16 protein-coding genes are annotated in these 17,525 nt (G+C 63.2%); 3 read left to right on the top strand and 13 right to left on the bottom strand.

Annotated elements, in window-relative coordinates:
- Nucleotides 1-179: 179 nt before the first annotated feature.
- The 6 genes from ACQR1I_RS33645 to ACQR1I_RS33620 form a co-directional block, all read right to left on the bottom strand.
- Complete coding sequence (locus tag ACQR1I_RS33645; RefSeq protein WP_434869795.1) at nucleotides 180-1,679, bottom strand: lipopolysaccharide biosynthesis protein; 1,500 nt, start codon at nucleotides 1,677-1,679, stop codon at nucleotides 180-182.
- A 201-nt stretch (nucleotides 1,680-1,880) separates the two neighbouring features.
- Nucleotides 1,881-3,038 (bottom strand): glycosyltransferase family protein, encoded by a 1,158-nt coding sequence (locus tag ACQR1I_RS33640; RefSeq protein ID WP_434869794.1) that lies wholly within the window; start codon nucleotides 3,036-3,038, stop codon nucleotides 1,881-1,883.
- A gap of 58 nt (nucleotides 3,039-3,096) precedes the next feature.
- Entirely contained in the window at nucleotides 3,097-4,398 is a 1,302-nt protein-coding gene (locus tag ACQR1I_RS33635; protein WP_434869793.1) for a DUF4910 domain-containing protein, read from the bottom strand.
- 37 nt (nucleotides 4,399-4,435) lie between these two features.
- A complete protein-coding gene (locus tag ACQR1I_RS33630; RefSeq protein WP_434869792.1) occupies nucleotides 4,436-4,978 on the bottom strand; it encodes a dTDP-4-dehydrorhamnose 3,5-epimerase family protein in 543 nt (180 codons plus the stop codon).
- A gap of 106 nt (nucleotides 4,979-5,084) precedes the next feature.
- On the bottom strand, nucleotides 5,085-6,347 hold the full coding sequence (locus tag ACQR1I_RS33625) for a methyltransferase domain-containing protein (RefSeq protein WP_434869791.1): 1,263 nt from the start codon (nucleotides 6,345-6,347) through the stop codon (nucleotides 5,085-5,087).
- A 56-nt stretch (nucleotides 6,348-6,403) separates the two neighbouring features.
- Nucleotides 6,404-7,441, bottom strand: a complete 1,038-nt coding sequence (locus tag ACQR1I_RS33620; protein ID WP_434869790.1) for an NAD-dependent epimerase/dehydratase family protein — start codon at nucleotides 7,439-7,441, stop codon at nucleotides 6,404-6,406.
- A gap of 389 nt (nucleotides 7,442-7,830) precedes the next feature.
- Here ACQR1I_RS33620 and ACQR1I_RS33615 point away from each other — a divergent pair, with 389 nt between their 5' ends.
- Nucleotides 7,831-8,925 carry a hypothetical protein gene (locus ACQR1I_RS33615; RefSeq protein WP_434869789.1) on the top strand — a complete coding sequence of 365 codons (1,095 nt, stop codon included), beginning with the start codon at nucleotides 7,831-7,833 and terminating at the stop codon, nucleotides 8,923-8,925.
- Nucleotides 8,926-9,014: 89 nt separating this feature from the next.
- Here the strand turns inward: ACQR1I_RS33615 and ACQR1I_RS33610 are convergent, their stop codons facing one another.
- Entirely contained in the window at nucleotides 9,015-9,668 is a 654-nt protein-coding gene (locus ACQR1I_RS33610; RefSeq protein WP_434869788.1) for a PIG-L deacetylase family protein, read from the bottom strand.
- Entirely contained in the window at nucleotides 9,665-10,462 is a 798-nt protein-coding gene (locus tag ACQR1I_RS33605; protein ID WP_434869787.1) for a glucose-1-phosphate cytidylyltransferase, read from the bottom strand. Before ACQR1I_RS33605 ends, ACQR1I_RS33610 begins: the two co-directional genes overlap by 4 nt.
- Nucleotides 10,463-10,962: 500 nt before the next feature.
- Here ACQR1I_RS33605 and ACQR1I_RS33600 point away from each other — a divergent pair, with 500 nt between their 5' ends.
- Nucleotides 10,963-12,438, top strand: a complete 1,476-nt coding sequence (locus ACQR1I_RS33600) for an undecaprenyl-phosphate glucose phosphotransferase (protein ID WP_434869786.1) — start codon at nucleotides 10,963-10,965, stop codon at nucleotides 12,436-12,438.
- Nucleotides 12,439-12,587: 149 nt separating this feature from the next.
- Here the strand turns inward: ACQR1I_RS33600 and ACQR1I_RS33595 are convergent, their stop codons facing one another.
- The 4 genes from ACQR1I_RS33595 to ACQR1I_RS33580 form a co-directional block, all read right to left on the bottom strand.
- A complete protein-coding gene (locus ACQR1I_RS33595; RefSeq protein WP_434869785.1) occupies nucleotides 12,588-12,971 on the bottom strand; it encodes an H-NS family nucleoid-associated regulatory protein in 384 nt (127 codons plus the stop codon).
- A 23-nt stretch (nucleotides 12,972-12,994) separates the two neighbouring features.
- On the bottom strand, nucleotides 12,995-13,177 hold the full coding sequence (locus tag ACQR1I_RS33590) for a hypothetical protein (RefSeq protein ID WP_434869784.1): 183 nt from the start codon (nucleotides 13,175-13,177) through the stop codon (nucleotides 12,995-12,997).
- 559 nt (nucleotides 13,178-13,736) lie between these two features.
- Complete coding sequence (locus tag ACQR1I_RS33585; protein WP_434869783.1) at nucleotides 13,737-14,045, bottom strand: hypothetical protein; 309 nt, start codon at nucleotides 14,043-14,045, stop codon at nucleotides 13,737-13,739.
- Between the two features lie 571 nt (nucleotides 14,046-14,616).
- Nucleotides 14,617-14,895 (bottom strand): hypothetical protein, encoded by a 279-nt coding sequence (locus ACQR1I_RS33580; protein ID WP_434869782.1) that lies wholly within the window; start codon nucleotides 14,893-14,895, stop codon nucleotides 14,617-14,619.
- A 535-nt stretch (nucleotides 14,896-15,430) separates the two neighbouring features.
- On the opposite strand from ACQR1I_RS33580, the gene ACQR1I_RS33575 reads away from it, so the two are divergent.
- Nucleotides 15,431-16,594: a polysaccharide biosynthesis/export family protein gene (locus ACQR1I_RS33575; protein ID WP_434869781.1), complete on the top strand. Its 1,164-nt coding sequence runs from the start codon at nucleotides 15,431-15,433 to the stop codon at nucleotides 16,592-16,594.
- A gap of 108 nt (nucleotides 16,595-16,702) precedes the next feature.
- On the opposite strand, the gene ACQR1I_RS33570 is transcribed toward ACQR1I_RS33575, so the two are convergent.
- Nucleotides 16,703-17,101, bottom strand: coding sequence for a DOPA 4,5-dioxygenase family protein (locus tag ACQR1I_RS33570; RefSeq protein ID WP_434888873.1), 399 nt, complete (start codon nucleotides 17,099-17,101; stop codon nucleotides 16,703-16,705).
- Nucleotides 17,102-17,525 lie beyond the last annotated feature (424 nt).

The raw sequence follows: 17,525 nt of genomic DNA, 5'->3' as shown, positions 1-17,525 counted from the left end.
CCGCGCTAAGCCGTCCCGTGCAGACGCCGCGGGTTCGGACTCCATGACCACTGAGGATGAGATATCGTGCGCCATGACCATTTAAATAATTAAATTCACGACCACATTATATGACGGATTTAATTGAAAGCGCCAGCACATCGTGACGTCGGCTCGCGGGATCGGCGCCACGTCTGCGGTCACCGTTTCCTGATGAAATCCTGCATGATCGTACCTGCGATCCTGAGCGGCTCGACCTGACGGAATACGCCGACGACGACCGCGAGATAGAGGCAGCCGCAGAAGCCGCCCGAGAGCACCAGGCGCGCCAGAGCCGGGTAAGTGCTCAGGAACGTCGATTGCAGCCACCAACCGGCGGCCGCTGCGGCCACGGCGCCGATGGTCTGCGGCCCTACCGCCCGGATGACGAGGTCCGTGCCGATCCCGATCGGCTGTCCGGCATAGAGGATCGACGGCAAGGCAATCAGCGAGCAGCCGATAACGACGCCCCAGGCCACGCCTGCGGGTCCGAACGGTAATCCGGCGAGCACGGCGACGATCTGCACCGCCAGCGACACGATGCCCCAGTTCTGCCAGCGATCGGCTCTCCCAAGCGACAAATGCAACCAGCCCTGCGATCCCTCGACGACGTGGGAAATGCCGCGCAGCGCGATGATGCTCAGGAGCGCGCCGGCAGCCTGCCACTTCTGACCCAGCAGCAGCACCGTCACATCCTCGGCGGTGACCGAGAGGATCGCCGCCACCGGCATGACGAAGAAGGCCAGCATCGACAGCGCCGCCTCGTATTTCTGCCTGAGCGCAGCCGGGTTGGACTGCAGCTTGCTCAGCGCGGAGCTGCCGACCGCGTGCATCTGATTGAGCGCCTGATAGATCGAGTTCTCATACAGATTCATCGCGTTCTGGTAATAGCCGACCTGGTCGGGCCGGTAGAGCAATCCCAGCGCGATCCGGTCGACCGCACGCGATAACGTGTAGGCGACGGTGAAGCCGACGACGTGGAGCCCGAACCGGACCATCGATTTCACGTCGTCGTCGAACACCGGAGTTCCGGGACGCCAGTGACAGGCCGACCACGCCGCCACCACGACGCAGACCGAACTGATCACCGGCCGCAGCACCAGCGCCCAATAGCCGTAGCCCGCGATCGCGGCAGCGATGGCGACCACCGTCCCGGCCAGCGTTCCGAACAGCTGGATGCGGCCGATGCGCCCGAATTGCATGGTGCGCCGGAGCAAGGCCATGTGCTGATTGGTGAGCCCCGACAGCACGAAGGTGATCGCCACGCACAGCGCGATCGGCTGCAGCCGCGGATCGCCATAGATCCAGGCGATCAGCGGGCTCGACGCGGCGACCACGACGGCCACCGCGCAGCCGATGCCGGTGCTGACCCAGAACAAGCCGCTCACCTGCGCCGGCGTGATCCGGCTCCGCTGTGCGGTCGCGTCGAGCAGACCGAAATCGATCAGCAACGGCGCGAAGCTCGTCAGCACGGTGACGATGGCCACGAGCCCGAAATCCTCCGGAGCCAGCAGGCGGGCCAGCACGATGGCCGCAACGATCTGGAGCACGGCATTGCCGTACTGGATCACGATGGAAATGATACCGCCGCGCAGGGCGCGACGTCCGAGATCGCTCGATTCCCGGTGTTCCTCGAAATAGGCGGCAACGGCGTCTGACATGTCCGGTCAACGACCTCTCAACGGCACTGGCTTCCGAAGCGGGCATGAACGGCGGTTCGGGTCGAACCGGAGCAGGCAGAAACCGCTTCCAACAAAATCACGATCGGGAAAATCAGCTGCGCGAAACGCGAGTTGCGCAGCGGCGGAGCCATGACGTCCCTTTATGGCGGCGGCAAGGATTAATAATCGCCGCCGATCATATTAAATCCCTGCCCTGCCCCGTTGCCGCTTCTCGCGCCACACCGGCGCACCATCGGCCATCGTCATGTCCGCCAGCGTCTTGAGGCGGTGCTTGCGTGCGGCAAGCCCGGGCATCGGCTGCAGCCCGCCGGCGGCGCAGAGGATCGCCTCCCAGCGATAGGCCCAGTCGTGCCGCATCAGGCTCTGCGCGATGCCGGTCCGCCGGATTCGGTCCTGCCGTTCGGGATCGCGGTCCAACTCGCTGATGAGGCGGTCGACCTCGCTGGACTGGTGCGGCAGGTCGATCACGGCATCCGGCCAGTCGAACAGATCCGGGAAGACCTCGTTGTTCGGCCGTTCGCCGAGCATGATGGCGCCGGAGGCCGCGCCCTCGAAATAGCGATAGCCGAACTCGACCTGGTTGCCGGTTTCCTCGGGCCTGTCGAACTTGCCGGGGTTGACGAGAAAATACCGGCTCCGTTTGGCGAGATTGGCGACCTGCGCGCGATGCTCCCGCGTGTCGATCGCCTGGCTGCCGCTGATCGTATCGTGCAGGTAGAACAGGCCGTTGTCGCGCGCCATCGCGACGAGCTTCTGATGCACCGCTTCCGGCCGGCGTCCCATGCTGTAAACATCGATCGGCCGCGCCGGCGGGTCGGGATAGGGACAGAACAGGCTCGCATCGACGCCCGGCGCGAAGTACCGGCATCGCGGGCCGATCAGTTCGCTGAGCGGCTGCACCGTCTGGCTGTGATATTGCAGCACGATGTCGAATTTGGCCAGGATCGGCAGGAAATGGCGGTGCTTGTGAATGTCGCGGGCCCAGAGCTCGTCCAGCAGGCACACCGACGTCTTGCAGTGGTCGCGCAGATGATCGACCGCGTTGAACATGAGCAGATCCTGCGGAAAGCCGCAGATCGTAAACAGCAGGTCGTACGAACCCTGCACCGGCGGCATCGAGAGGCCCGGATTCAAAGTCAGCGGCGCATGATAGGCCAGCCTTGTGGCAAGCGCCGCGCGACGGCTGGCCGGATCGAGCGTCGGCGCGATCAGATCCGCGGAGTCGATGTCGCAGATGATGTCTTCGAACTCGTAGTGCGGGCCGCGGTTGAGCGCCTTGCCGAAGATGTTTCGCAGCGAAAAGATCAGCACGCGCGGCTTTTCGGCCCTGTCGGTCATCGAGCTCTCCTCTGCGGCGCCCATGATGCTGCTTCGAAATGGCGTCTGAGCACTCATCTCACGGCTCCCCGGCAGCAACCGGGCGAACGAGCTCCGCGTCGAGCGCGAGGCGTGCGGCAGCCTCGATCCGTGCGAATGGCACATTGGCGCGGATCGCCATGTCGAGCAGGCTGTGCCGTCCGTCGGCTAGATTCAGGAACCACAACAGGTCCATCTGCGTCGCCCCGCCGGCCTCGCGCTGGCCTGCGATGGCGCGGTACAAGCCGCGCCGGCCGAGCTGCGGCTCGCCGCGACCGTCGATCCGCAGATAGAGGCAATTGCGATCGAGCAGATCGAGTAGTGTGTCCAGCACCTCATAGGAGCGCTGGAGCGCCGTGGGCTTCACAAAGGCGAGGTCGTCGGCCGACGTGTGATATTCCGGGAAGGTGCCGTGAACACCGCGCATGAAGCAGCCGACGGGAAGATCGAAGCCCGGCGAGCAGAACTGACGCTCGTCATAACCATACGGGTTGAACGGCAGGATCGCATGCGGCTCGCCGGCCTGGGCGAGCACATGCGCGACGGCCCGGTCGACGACCGCTCCTTCCCGCCTGCTCTGCTTGTAGTGGAATGGCCCATCGTCCCCCAGGCAGGTCAGAACGAGCCCATGCGCAACGCGATCGAGCCGCGCCTCGTTGCGCGCGAGCCAGGTGATCGCGCCGATCGTGGCCGGCAGAAACAGGAAGCGGTAGCCGAGCCGGCCTTTCCGCCCGGCCCGCGCTTTTGCGAGCGCCGTCGCCACCGCAATGCCCGACAGATTGTCATTAGCAAGGCTCGGATGGCAGACGTGGCAGGTGATCAGAACCTCATCGTCGATCTCGCCTGGAACGAAGAACTCGCCATAGGTCATCGCCCCCGGCGCAAGCTCGCTGTCGATATCGACGCGATAGGCCTCGTCCGTCATCGTCTGCCAGAGCCGGTCGGTCAGGCAGAAGCCCCAATTGTCGGCGTAGTACCCCGTGCGATAGGGAATGAGATCCGGCTGCTCCGGCAGCGTATGAACGTGCTGCGCCAGCTCGGCCCGGGTGACGACGCCGTGAAACGGCTTGCTGTACCCCATCACGTGCAGATTATGCTGCGCGAAGTCGACGAGGCACCGTCCGTCGAGCGTCTTGATCGTTCCGCCGCGAATGTTCCATTCCTGCGGCACGTGCCAATCCAGCACCGGTGTCCCCGATGCCACCTCGTGAACGACGAGGTCGATGTGGCTCGCGACGATCGCGAGTGTCTGACGTACCCCGGCCCCGGTCAGGCTGCGGTTGAGCGGATACATCTCGGCGACCATCGCATGAAGGTCGACGTCCGGACTTTGATCCGTCATGAGATGATCCGGATTTATCGACATCTGCATGGTCGGTTCACCACAACGGCCGGTCTGCGAGCGACGGCCAGGCGGCATCCTTCGCCGACAGCACGGTCACGGGCGCAGGCCATTTGATGCCGATCAGCGGATCGTCGTGGCGAAAGCCGTCCGACAGCTCCTCGGCGTATTCGATGCCCATCAGGTACTCGACGGTGACATCGTCCGTCAGCGTCTGGAACCCGTGGGCAAAGCCCGCGGGAATGTAGAGCATGCGCCCGGTCGAGGGCCCGAGTTCGTAGGCATAGACCTCGCCACGCGTCGGAGACGACGGCCTGATGTCGACGATGACGTCAAGGATCAACCCGGCCGTGCAGCGGACAACCTTGGCGTCGGCCTTGGGCGCGCGCTGGAAGTGCATGCCGCGAACAGAGCCGCGCACGCGGGTCACGGAGCTGTTGCCCTGAACAGGCTGAAAATCGATGCCCTCATCCGCAAAGGTCTTCGTACACCAGGTTCGGGTGAAGCTACCGCGATCATCGGCGCGAACGTTCAGCTCGATCAGCCGTGCATCGGATCGTCCGAGCTGTAGAAACTTCATCGGAAACTCTTTCGCAGCAAAATCTCGGCAAAGCCGTCGCTCAAAATACTCTGGTCACGCATCGCCCTGCATGGGCAGGGCGACGCCAAGTCGTCGGTCGCGCCGGTTAGTCCTCGATGGCGGCCTTCGGCACCGGAACGATGAAGCGGCCGCCCCAGCTGCGGATCTCGGCCATCTGCGCCTTGATCTCGTTCTTGATGTTCCACGGCAGGATCAGGACGTAGTCCGGCCGCGCCTCGAAGATCGCCTCGGGCGGCAGAATCGGGATGCGGACGCCGGGCATGTAGCGCCCCTGCTTGGACGGCGCACGATCGACGGTGAAATCGAGGAAATCCGTCCTGACGCCGCAGTAGTTCAGCAGCGTGACGCCCTTGGCGGGCGCGCCATAGCCGACGACCTTCTTGCCGTCCCGCTTGAGGGCGGTCAGCAGCTCGAGCAGCGCCCGCTTGGTCTCTTTGACCTGCTCGTTCCAGGCGATGTAGATGGCGTCGTCATGCAATCCGTAGGCGCGCTCCCGCGCGAGGACGTCGGCGACGTTCGGGCTCTCCGGATGCGACGCATCGGCGTGACAGACGAAGAAGCGGATCGAGCCGCCGTGCGTTTCCGGGAGCTCGACGTCGAACACGCGCAGGCCGGCACGGGCAAAGATCCGCGAACCGGCGATCAGTGACAGATAGGAAAAGTGCTCGTGATAGATGGTGTCGAACTGATGCCGCTGCATCAGCGTCAGCAGATGCTGGACCTCGAACGTCGCCACGCCCTCGGGCGCCAGCAGCGCCTTCACGCCGCCGACAAAATCGTTGATGTCGGGAACATGGGCGAGCACGTTGTTGGCCGTGATCAGGTCGGCCGACCAGCCCTCGGCACAGAGCTCGGCGGCATAGCCGCGGCCGAAGAACTCGACGCGGGTTTCGATACCCTTGTCGCGCGCGGCCAGCGCCACGCTCTCGCAAGGCTCGACGCCGAGGCATTTGATGCCCTTCGCAATCGAATACTGCAGCAGGTAGCCGTCATTCGACGCGATTTCGACATGACGTGACGCCGGGCCGAGCTTGAAACGCGTGGCCGTCGCCTCGACATAGGCCCGCGCGTGCTCGAGCCAGGACGTCGAGTGCGAGGAGAAATACGCGTAGTCCGCGCGAAAGATATCGGCGGCAGCCAGCAGGTCGCGGGTCTGCACCAGGCGGCATTCGCGACAGACGAAGGTCTCGAGCGGATAGAACGGCTCCGCCTTCATGTAGTTTTCGGGATCGACATAGTCGTTCGCAACCGGCGAGGCGCCGAGGTCGATCAGCTTCAAGGTCAGGTCGTCGCCGCAGTGGCGGCACTTGGGTGCGACGCCGACGGCCGTGGGCAGGCTCAGTTCCATGGTCATCTCCCTCAATGTTCGGTCAGGCGCAGCAGATCGCGTAGCGGCTCTGGTCCTCAGACCCACTCGAGCCTGTCGTTGATCCGGCCACCCTCCATGTGGTCCTGCAGGACCTTGAGGCGGATCAGATCGGACGAGCGGAATTCGCTGTCCTTGAAATTCATCCGTCTGAGACCTTCGATCAGATTGCGGATCGACTGGTCCAGCGTCACCTGGGGCTGGTGGTCGGGCGCCAGCGAGCGATACAGGCTGAAATCGACCTTGTACGACCGGCTGTCGACGGGAGCGGACAGGTTGATGGACACGTCGGTGCCCGGCACTCGGCCCGCCACGGCGTGAGCGAGCTCCTTGACCTGATAGTTGCGGTCGTCGGAGCCGGCATTCACGGTCAGGAAACGCCCTCCCGTCGCCGCGGGCCGGCCGATCGCCCAGTCGATGGCGCGCGCCATGTCGGCCACGTCGATGAGAGGCCGCCACGGCGTTCCGTCGGAGAGCACGCTGATCTGCCTCCGGCTCAGCGCGCAGGCGACGAAATCATTGAGAACCAGATCGAGCCTGAGCCGGTCCGACATGCCGCACGCGGTGGCGAAACGCAGGCAGGTCACCGTCATGTCGGTAGCGATCGCCGCCAGTTCCCGCTCCGAGCCGATCTTCGACTTGGCATAGGCGGTGATCGGGTTGAGCGGATCGTTCTCCTTGCGCGGCGGCCCGTCGGCAATGCCGTAGACGCTGCAGCTGGATGCGAACACGAAGCTCTTCACGCCGGCAGCTGCCGCCGCCCTGCCGAGAGATACGGTCGTGTTCTGGTTGATGTCGAGCGTCACATCCTGGAAGCGGTTGCCCATCGGATCGTTGGAGATGGCCGCCAGCTGAACCACGGCATCATAGCCACGGAGGTCCAGCGACATGTTGCGGACGTCACCGTAGAACTGCTCGTCGAGATGGCGTTCCGGCAGCACCGGAGCTCCGGTCAGGCAATGCGCGAAATAGGCGTTGTCGTAGCCGTGCAGCGTCGCATCCGGCCGGCGTGCCCGCAGATATTTTGCAACCTCGGGCCCGACATAGCCCATGTTTCCCGTGATGAGTATCTTCAAAACCGTCGCCCTCTGCGCCGTTCGATTAAAACAAAGATTAAACCATCTGGGCCGCATTATATTTTAATATTTTCACCCACGTCCAGCGAATACGTGCGGCATCGGACGAGCTCGCCCCGCCGGCGCGCAATTCGCGTCCAGGCAAAGAAAAGCCAGGAAAAATCCGGATGACACGGGCCGGATACCGCCCACCCATACCGTCCGGGCAGGATCCCGTCGCCTGACGAGCGATCTTTGTCGAATTAAATAGGACACGCCATGAATTGAACAAAACAGAACCCCAATTCTCGACAGCTTTAAATCTCGCACTTCAGACTTTGGCGCCATCGGCCGTCCGGATGCCACCGCGTCCCGCCGATGATTTTGGTTCAAGAATTGAGAGGCCGTGCATGGCACTATCCGTCGGTGACTGGGTCGAAGTCCGCAGCAAGGAGGACATCCTCGCAACGCTGGATTCCAGCGGCCGGCTCGAGGGGCTGCCGTTCATGCCGCAGATGTTCAAATGGTGCGGCAAGCGGTTTCAGGTCTACAAGCGCGCCCACAAGACCTGCGATACGGTCACGGGCTACAACACCGGCGAGTGGCTCGGGCGGCGGCTGCCGAACGCCGTGCATCTCGATCTGCGCTGTGACGGCGAGGCCCATGGCGGCTGCCAGGCGGCCTGCCTGATCTTCTGGAAGGAAGCGTGGCTTTCGCCGGTCGATCCGGCTCAGCCGACATCCGCTACCCCGGCCGCTGCTGCGGCTCCGGCCGGCGGATGCTCGGTGCGCGACGTGTGGGATGCGACCAAGTCGCCCGACCAGGTTGCCGGAAAGGGCATCAGATACAGCTGCCAGGCGACTGAACTGCCTAACTATACGCAGCCACTGAAATGGTGGGATGCGCGGCAGTATGCCGAGGACATCACCTCGGGCAACGTGCCGCTGCCCAAGATGCTCGGAAGCTTCACCTACTTCGCCTATGTCGGCGCCACCATGGCGCGGCGGCCGCGGCTCGGCCGGCCGGCGCGCTGGATCTATGATCGCATTCAGTCGCTGTGGGGCGGCGTGCCGTTCCCCAGAAAGCGCGGCGATCTCGCAACCGACAAGGACGCCCCGATTGCGCATCTCGGCCTGCAGGAGGGTGACCTCGTCCGCGTCCGCTCGCACAAGGAAATCCTGGCGACCATCGACAAGCAGACCAACAACCGCGGCATGGGCTTCGATGCGGAGATGGTGCCGTACTGTGGAAAGATCTTCCGGGTGCGAACCCGCGTGGAAAAATTCATCGACGAACGGACCGGGTTCATCCGCCGGATGAAGACGCCCGCGGTGATTCTCGACGGCGTGTATTGCCAGTCGCGCTACAGCGAGAACCGGCTGTTCTGTCCGCGCGGCATCTATGCGTGGTGGCGCGAGGTCTGGCTGGAGAAGGTGCCGGCCACGGCGATCGAACCGGTGGCAAAGAACGAGCCTGTCGACGTTCCCAGACGCGCAGCGGGCTAAAGCCGGCTCGCGGGAGGCGCGCTCGTGATCAGCGCGCTTCCAGCTCGAGGCTGCACGGGACGGACAGTCCCGCGCCTCATCAATGCTGATCAACCAAGCGACAGCTTGCGCACGACGAAGGCCTCCGCATAGCGCTCAGGCGCGCGGCATTCCATGCCACGCAACCGTGCGAGGCCCATGAAGGTCTCGGGGTCGAACCATTGCTTCGAGCGCTGGGTGCCGAAGTGCGCCATCAACAGCGCCACCTTCCGCTTCATCGCGCGCTCCGACACCGGCATGTAGACGTTGGGCCGGCCAAGATCGCCGTCCCATTTCGGGATCTCGTATTCGAGGATGAGATGATCCCGGAACGTGTTCCACACCAGACGATTGACCTGGCGATGATCCTGATGGCCATCGTCACGCCGGTGAGTCAGGATCACGTCGGGATTGACCCTGCCCTTCAGCGCCTCGAACCAGGCCTTGATCTCCTCGCCCTGCTCGGGAAAGAAGCCGTCGCGGAAGCCCAGGGTCTCGACCCGGCGCGCGACGGCCTCGGCCAGGAAATCGTCCGCCGATGCGCGCGCTTCGACGCCGCGCTCTTCGTTGCCGCTGAGCACGCACCAATGCACGTCGAGACGGACGCCCTGGTCAAGCCAGCTGAGCAGCGTGCCGCCGGCGCCGATCTCGATGTCGTCGGAGTGCGCGCCGAGGCACAACACCGACAGCCGCTCCCCGCGGCCGGCGAGCTGCAGCGCCCTCATCCGTTCACCACCGCCGGCATGTTGGCACCGAAGTGCCACGGCGTGTCGCCGCGCTCGATCATCTCCTCGAGCACCTGGCGATCGCGCAGCGTATCCATCGCCCGCCAGAAGCCTTCGTAGCGATACGCCATCAGCTCGCCGCGATCGATCAGCCGCTTGAACGGCTGCACGACGAGCTCGTCGCCCTCCTCGATGTAATCGAAGATCTCCTTGCGGAAGATGAAGTAGCCGCCATTGATCCAGATGTCGGAATCGTTGCTGGCCGCCATCCGCCCGACCTTGCCGTCGGCGTCGAACTCGGCGAGATGGAAGCTGATCGGCGGATGAATCGCGATGAAGCAGCCGATCTGGCCGCTGCGCTTGAAGCGATCGATCATGTCCGGCAGCGGCGCATCTGTCAGCCCGTCGCTGTAGTTGGCGAGGAAGATCTCCTCGTCCTGCACCAGGTGACGGACGGCGCGCAGGCGCTGGCCGATGTTGCGCCAGATCCCGGTATCGACCAGCGACACCCGCCAATCCGCGGGACGCTCGCCCAGCAGCTCGACCTTCTTGCCGAATTGCGAGATGGTGCAGTCGGTCGTGGCCGCCTGATTGTAGTTGAGGAAATAATCCTTCACCACATTCGCCTTGTAGCCGAGACACAAGACGAAATCACGATGCCCGTACTGGCTGTAGTACTGCATGACGTGCCACAGGATCGGCTGATGGCCGATCGGAATCATCGGCTTCGGGACGCTCTCGGAATATTCCCGTATCCGGGTGCCAAGTCCTCCACAGAACAATACAACCTTCATGGCGCGACGTCCTTCGGATCCATAATCTCGGAAATGAGCGTTATTATTCGTGTTCCGGTCGCGATGGCCGGCTCCATCGCAGACAACTCAACCCAATTCGGGCGGGCTTTGCGGCGTCCGGCGGTGAAGCCACCGGCCTTTGCGAGCGCTAGCACCACCTTTGTCAGGCCGGCCATCCCGAGCCAATTAATAGGCCAAGCGCCGCCCTCTTTAAATATTAATTATTTTCACCGCAGATCAAAATATTCAATCTGCCGACATTAATTTGCCACATCCGCCGTGCGGCGCATGGCATGCGTGTCAGGCCTGCTCGGAAGGCCGGGCCTTCGCCGGTTATTCCGGCTGCGCCACCGTCAAGGCGGCCTGCAGGACCGCCCCCGCGCCAAAGACCCCGCAAATCTACGGTGCAGTGCAAATTTCATTTGTTTAATTTAAATGCTGCATTATGTTTAATTTGATCGACCGCCAAATAAATCGACTCCGAAAAACCCATTTGTCGCATGAATTATATTGAACCGCGCGAGACGCTCGATCGGAACGGTCTGCCAGCTGCCGTTCTGGTGGAACGCCAGCTTCAGGGGCGCAAGTGGCCGGTCCATTTCGACTCGGTGGAGCCATTCGCGATCATCGCCGATATCGCGACGATCACCCTGTCCAGCGTTGCCTCCGGCTTCCTCTATCATCTCCAGGATACGGCCGGGGCCAACGACGTAAGTAAATCGTTCGGTATGGCGATCCTCGTCTCCGCCCTGTTCGTTTCGCTGATGAAGATCCGCGGAATGTACCGTCCGGTCGAGCTGCTGAACCTGCGGCATCAGGTCCGCGCGTCGTGCCTGACCTGGATCACCGCCTTTCTGGTGCTGTCCGGCGCCCTGTTCGCGCTCAAGATCGGCAGCGAATTCTCGCGCGGCACCAGCATCGTGTTCGCGATGCTCGGGCTGGCGGCGCTGCTCGTTCATCGGCGGATGACGGCTTTTCTGCTCACCAAGGGCCTCGCGGAAAGGCGGTTTTCGGGCCGCGCCATCGTCCTGATCACCGACGAGGCCGGCAAGGACAGCGCCAGTCTGGCCCAGGCGCTCACGGACACCGGCTTCCGCGTCAAACGACACTTCCTTCTTCCCGAACCCGGCGCGGACCTTGCTCACAGGCAGCGCATCGTTGCGAGCGTCATTGATTTCGTCCGCGGCTCCGACGTCGAGGAGATCGTTGTCGGCGCCAATCCCCATCCCTGGTCCGACCTGCGGACGCTCGGGGCCGAACTGAGGGTGCTGCCGTTTCCCGTGAGCTTCGTTCCGCTCGGCACCGCGTCCGATATCTTCAAGCGGCCGCAACGCGAGCTCGGCAGCGCTGTCTGCGTCGAGCTGCAGCGAGGCATGCTGAGCCCGCTCGAGCATGGCATGAAGCGGATCATGGACCTGGCCATCGCGAGCGCGGCGCTGACGGCCCTGTCGCCGCTCCTCGCGCTCGTCGCGATCGGCATCAAGCTCGACTCGCCGGGGCCTGTGCTGTTCAGGCAGCAGCGCTGCGGCTTCAACGGAAGGTCCTTCCAGATCTACAAGTTCCGCACGATGTCGGTGCTCGAGGACGGCCCAACGGTTGTGCAGGCCCAGGCCGGCGACAAGCGCTTCACCCGCCTCGGTGCCTGGCTGCGCCGGACCAGCATCGACGAGCTGCCGCAACTGCTGAACGTGCTGAACGGCAGCATGTCTCTGGTCGGCCCCCGGCCGCACGCGCTCGCTCACGACAATGAATTCGACAAGCTGGTCCGCAACTACGCGTTTCGGCGCCGCGTGAAGCCGGGACTGACGGGATGGGCACAGGTGCACGGTTGCCGCGGTCCCACGCCGACGCGGGCGTCGATCGAGGAGCGGGTCGAGCACGATCTCTGGTACATCGACAACTGGAGCCTGTCGCTCGATATCGCGATCCTGCTCCGGACGCCGCTTGAGCTCATCCGCGGCGACAACGCGTATTGAAAGCGGCGGTCGAAGAACAACCACCTGGAGGCGATCCGAGAACCCAGGAGCCGTCGCAGGAGCGATTGGTCGGCGCGGCGCGTCGGCCCCCCCTATTCCGACCGCAGCTTCGAACCTGAGAAAGCGAAGATCGTCGCGTTCGAGGATAACTACGCCCTCTGACGGCGGCCCTTCGCTGCACCGGTCGCATTGATCGCAAACTCCTCGATGCGATGACCGGTCTTGATCGCCGCCACCAGCCAGCGCGGCTGCTTGCCGCGGCCGGACCACGTCTCGGACGTCTGCGGGTTGCGATATTTCGGCAGCACCCGCGGATATTTGCGCCGTGCCTTGCCACTCGAATTGTAGGACTGCGCACCGTCCGTGTCGGCCCCCTCGATGACGCCGCGGCTGCGGTTGAGCACCGCAAGCCGCCTCTCGAGCTCACGTTTCTCGGACGCGATCCGCACAGCCAGGATCTGGCTGATCTGTTCGTGAAGCGACCAGAGGTCCTCGAAAGACATCGCTTCGAAATCGATCTTCTTGGTGGACATACAGCGACCTCTATCTGTGATCTCTATCCTGCCGGATTAATGTCATATAATTCGGTATTTCGTTCCGCAAGTGGTTCGCCGACGCAAAACTCGATTATTTGATTTTGCGCTTTTTCCATCACGTGTAAATGGTTGTAACCCAATAAATCAGCAACCCGCAACCTTATTTCGCCACGTTGTGCCGCCCATCCGGACACGCGCGGCATCAGGGGTCGCTCGGGATGAGTTCGCCAGAAACGGGTTTTTTCGGCCGATTCCCGCAAATAAAGCGGGCGCAGCCGTGTCCATCTCGTTCAATTCGCGCTGCGCGGCCGCTCTGCCTCGATGTCCACGGTCCGCTCCCTGGAGAAAAACGCCAACAGCTTGGAGAAAATCCACAACCTATTCGGGCACTGCGATCCTCAACCCGAATTGGGATATTTTCGCATAAGCGAAAAATCAGAGAATAAGCACAATAACAGGAATATGCCACAATGCCGCTCGGCGGCGATCATGCGCCGCCATAATCCTGGCCCAGGATGCGGCACGACGTCACAGCAGCGCGAGGGGGGAACACGGGAGATCGCCCTCAGCCGGAGATCGGCCCTGCGGAGGGCGCCTCATCGCATCGGCGGAAGATCGTATGCTGGCCGCCCTGTCCCGAGCAACGCGGCATCCTGGTCCGGCGCGGCTCGCAGGCGTCGAAGCTCTTGGAGCGCAGACCCGCGCCGGCTTGGCACGGGCACGCACCGGCTTGGTATTGGCAGACGGCTCGTGACCTCGAGCCTATTTGCGCTGCTTGGTCCGGCGGGGGATGCTCGGACGGATGATCTGGAGGTGAGCGGTGCCGCGATGCCGCCGGATCGCCACCGGGCGGCGGGTGACCGCGCTGCGAGCCTCGGGCCGCTTTTCCAGGCTGCCGCTGATCGCTTGAAGCTCCGCGAGAAGGCCGTCGTACAGCGCGATCTGCAAGGCCAGTTCCGCCCGCGTCGGACGGCCGGAGGTCAAATGTTGGAGGCGGGATCTTGCAGCCCTTATTTTCTTCAGCGACTCGAAGACGGGATGATCGACGCGGCCGTTGTCCGCGAATTCCATCGTCTCACCTTCACTCAACGCAACACCAGACTCGTCACGCAAGGACGGCCCCCACTCGTTGGCGAGATTTCAGGGACTTCTTGTCGAACGCCGGCGAACGGGAATCGCAACCAGGCCCGGCTTCGATGATCGAGATAAAATTAACTACTCGCGACAAGTTAATTTACCATCTTAAGTCAAGATATTAAATACTCCCGACCCCTGATGCGGTAACGACGTAAAAAAATACCGCAGAGCCGAAAGGACTTGTTAAGCACCTTTGGTCGGGGAAAATTGAAGCTTAAGTTTGTTCAGGACGCGCCTTTTTTACTGACTAGAACGGTTCCACCTGAAGAAAAAATATTTAATTTCAGATTGTAATTAATCTGACATGCAACCGGTAAATTTAATTCGAGCCGCCCGCCTTCGGCCGATACCGGCTCCTTCGTGCAAGCGGGAACCACCACTCCGAGACCAGCGGTCCAGCCGCGGCTGCGCGCCAATCATTCGTGCGATTGTGCAGAATTGGACTGATCTGACCACGTCCCCGGCAAGGCAGGTCGGGCCGATCGGGTGCAGATGGCGGCCGGTCTTACCGGATCATCGGCCGGTCCGGCGCACCGCACACCACGGCGCGGCGGTAGCGCAGGCCTTCCGGTGTCTCGACCGCCACGCGCCGAATGCATCCCGGATAGATCGCCAGATGATAATGGAAGGGAGTGGCGTCGAACGCGCCGTGCAGCCGGCACAGCCGACCGAGATCGGGGCCACACTCGGTCAGCGGATAGTTGCCGCGGGCGAGAGCCGGGCTCGTCGCGTCAGCAAATACGACTGCGAAGGCGGCAGCGGCGATGATGCTTGCGTGCGGCAAAGGCGGCTCCCGAACTCCGAAACAACGACGGCCACAACATAGACATGATCGGCCACGCCCGACAACCCGGGCCCGGCGCCCATGCTCCCCCGACACCGATCAACTCGGAAACCGATGCTCAACTGATTTCTGCGTCCAATACTGACGACGGGCTCGGTTGGTACCACGCTGGGGATCAGGTGCCTCATCGATCGGCTTGATAGTGCCCGGCAGGTACGTCGGTGAGGTAACTGTGACCTAATTAGCACGACGCGGCAAAAGCCGGTTTTGCTGACAAGCGTGCCTTTCACCGGACATGACTGCCGGGTACGTTGGAACTTGTTAATAAAGCGCCGTTCTCGGCTTACGAGCAGGGGCGCTGGGAAAACGTTGTATTGTTGTACCCGAGGTTGCGTTGAAGGCCTTGAACATCCCGCCAGCACCGCGCGGATCGAGTTGCGGTGCCGGATCTCGCATCCGAAATTTCGTCTCGGGCCAACGCAGGTTTCATGACCTTCGCCGCGGATCACGGCTGCTCATCGCGTTCGCGCTTCTGGTGCTGATCCCGGCGTGCTCGCTGCTTCCCGGCACCGGTCCGACCAGCGAGGCAGTCAACGACAACGCCACCGCCAGCGTGCGCTCGTCGACGGCTCTTCCCTACGCGCTCGTCGACGTCAGCTCCGAGACGATCGGCTTCCTCTCGCAGCCCAACGTCGTCACCTTCTCGGGTGTGTTTCCGGACAAGCGGCCGAAGCCGGTGCAGGTTGCCGGGATCGGCGACGTGCTGAACGTCTCGATCTTCGAAGCGGCACCGGGCGGCCTGTTCACGCCGCCGACCGCCGCCGGGGCCCGTCCGGGCAATTTCGTCGACCTTCCCGCGCAAGCCGTCGATCAGCGCGGCAACATCCGCGTGCCCTATGCCGGCGAGATTGCCGCGGCGGGCCGCACGCTTCCAGAGATCGAGCAGGAGATCGTATTCCGGCTGCAGAAGCGCGCGCTGGAGCCGCAGGTCGTCGTCAGCCTGAACCAGCAGCATTCCAGCGTCGTGAGCGTTCTCGGCGACGTCAACACGCCGGGCGTGCTTGCCTTGAACAGCGTCGGCGAACGGCTGCTGGCTGTGATTGCGCGCGCGGGTGGCCCGAAGCACGAGGCGATCGAGAGCTACGTCACGCTGCAGCGCGACGGCCGCCGCGTCCGCGTGCTGCTCAGCCGCGTCGTTCAGGATCCGCGCGAGAACATCTTCATTCGCCCCAACGACGTCGTCTACATCACGCGCGAATCCCCGACCTTCACGGCACTCGGTGCGCTCAACCAGAACGTCTTCGGCTTCAATTCGGAAATCTCGTTCGATACCGAGACGCTCACGCTGGCGCAGGCCATCGGCAAGGCGGGCGGCCTGAACGATCAGCAGTCCGACCCTGCCGAGGTGTTCCTTTATCGCTATGAGGAACGTCCGCTACTGCAGAAGCTCGGCGTCAACACCGGCCGTTTCGTCTATGACCGCATTCCGACCATCTATCACATCAATCTGCGCGATCCCTCCGGGATGCTGCTGGCCTCCGGCTTCCAGATGCGCAGCAAGGACGTGATGTATGTCGCCAACGCCAAGGTCGTGGACTACTACAAGCTGCTCACGCTGATCAACAACACCGCAGCCACGACGTCGGCGACCGCGAATGCGGTCACCAATACCAATATCGCGGCGAAGACCAGGTGGTGACGGCCGCCGGCCGTCTGGCCGGCGCCCGATATCCTCGCCCCCGTCACGGCATCACGTTGGGGCACCTGGCTCGGTCCAGCAGCGCTCCGCCGGCGAGCAGCACCCGCATCAGGCCGGAAGGCTCGGCGTCGTGTTGGGCGCGAGCGGAAGCTCGGCCTCGGCGGTCTCGGGCAGCCTCTCGCCGCGAATCCCCAGGGGGGCTCCGATCCACAACGCGTGCGCGGTGTGATCGGCCAGCGGCTCCGTCGTGTTCGGATGCACCAGCACGCTGAGGCGACCGTGATTGAGCATCAGCCATGGCACCAGTTTTGGAAACACCTCGACGGCGAAGGCGACCTGGTACATCGATCGCTCGTGAGGCCCGACCAGAACGTCGTGCCAACGCCCGAGTGTCACGGTGAAGCGCTCGCCGATCCAGCTGCGCAGCAGCTCGGCCTCGGTGCGGGTCTCCTGATCGTAATAGACGTGAGCGTGAAAGCTCGCGATGGTCTTCAGATCCTGAGGCATCTTCTGTTCCATGCCCTCGCGTCCTCCCCTGCGGCGTGGCCTCGCCGCCGCTGTCGCGATCGTATCACATCGCGGGTCCACCGCGTCGCAAAGCGCCCGCGACCATGGCTGAACTCTGAAGGCGAGGAATTCCTGAGACGGAGATTGGCGCCTTAGCGCCTGCGGCAAGCAGGCCAGTGCTGATCCGCTCCGGAGCGAGCCGCAGCGCTGAACCAATCACAACCGCGGCGGCGCGATCAGCGATCCGGCCGACCGCGCGTTGACTGATGCGAGTGCATCAGACCGCAATCCATCCCGACAAACGACAACGCCGCGCTGAGGTTTCAGCGCGGCGTTGTTGTTTTGGGTTGTGAAGAGGGGATGTCCTTTGCAGGCCTGGCAGCGACCTACTCTCCCAGGGCTTGAGCCATAGTACCATTGGCGC

The sequence above is a fragment of the Bradyrhizobium sp. HKCCYLS2038 genome (genome assembly GCF_051167655.1).
Lineage (GTDB): Bacteria > Pseudomonadota > Alphaproteobacteria > Rhizobiales > Xanthobacteraceae > Bradyrhizobium.
Note: the sequence above shows the minus strand (reverse complement) of the source record. Positions and strands in the feature narration are given on the sequence as shown.

What these genes read in the sequence shown, in the direction of transcription:
- ACQR1I_RS33610 (WP_434869788.1), bottom strand. Translation starts at nt 9,668, where the DNA reads ATGAGGGCGCTGCAGCTCGCCGGCCGCGGGGAGCGGCTGTCGGTGTTG.
- ACQR1I_RS33605 (WP_434869787.1), bottom strand. Translation starts at nt 10,462, where the DNA reads ATGAAGGTTGTATTGTTCTGTGGAGGACTTGGCACCCGGATACGGGAA.
- ACQR1I_RS33600 (WP_434869786.1), top strand. Translation starts at nt 10,963, where the DNA reads ATGAATTATATTGAACCGCGCGAGACGCTCGATCGGAACGGTCTGCCA.
- ACQR1I_RS33615 (WP_434869789.1), top strand. Translation starts at nt 7,831, where the DNA reads ATGGCACTATCCGTCGGTGACTGGGTCGAAGTCCGCAGCAAGGAGGAC.
- ACQR1I_RS33640 (WP_434869794.1), bottom strand. Translation starts at nt 3,038, where the DNA reads ATGACCGACAGGGCCGAAAAGCCGCGCGTGCTGATCTTTTCGCTGCGA.
- ACQR1I_RS33595 (WP_434869785.1), bottom strand. Translation starts at nt 12,971, where the DNA reads ATGTCCACCAAGAAGATCGATTTCGAAGCGATGTCTTTCGAGGACCTC.
- ACQR1I_RS33645 (WP_434869795.1), bottom strand. Translation starts at nt 1,679, where the DNA reads ATGTCAGACGCCGTTGCCGCCTATTTCGAGGAACACCGGGAATCGAGC.
- ACQR1I_RS33630 (WP_434869792.1), bottom strand. Translation starts at nt 4,978, where the DNA reads ATGAAGTTTCTACAGCTCGGACGATCCGATGCACGGCTGATCGAGCTG.
- ACQR1I_RS33585 (WP_434869783.1), bottom strand. Translation starts at nt 14,045, where the DNA reads ATGGAATTCGCGGACAACGGCCGCGTCGATCATCCCGTCTTCGAGTCG.
- ACQR1I_RS33625 (WP_434869791.1), bottom strand. Translation starts at nt 6,347, where the DNA reads ATGGAACTGAGCCTGCCCACGGCCGTCGGCGTCGCACCCAAGTGCCGC.
- ACQR1I_RS33635 (WP_434869793.1), bottom strand. Translation starts at nt 4,398, where the DNA reads ATGACGGATCAAAGTCCGGACGTCGACCTTCATGCGATGGTCGCCGAG.
- ACQR1I_RS33590 (WP_434869784.1), bottom strand. Translation starts at nt 13,177, where the DNA reads ATGCCGCGCGTGTCCGGATGGGCGGCACAACGTGGCGAAATAAGGTTG.
- ACQR1I_RS33570 (WP_434888873.1), bottom strand. Translation starts at nt 17,101, where the DNA reads ATGCCTCAGGATCTGAAGACCATCGCGAGCTTTCACGCTCACGTCTAT.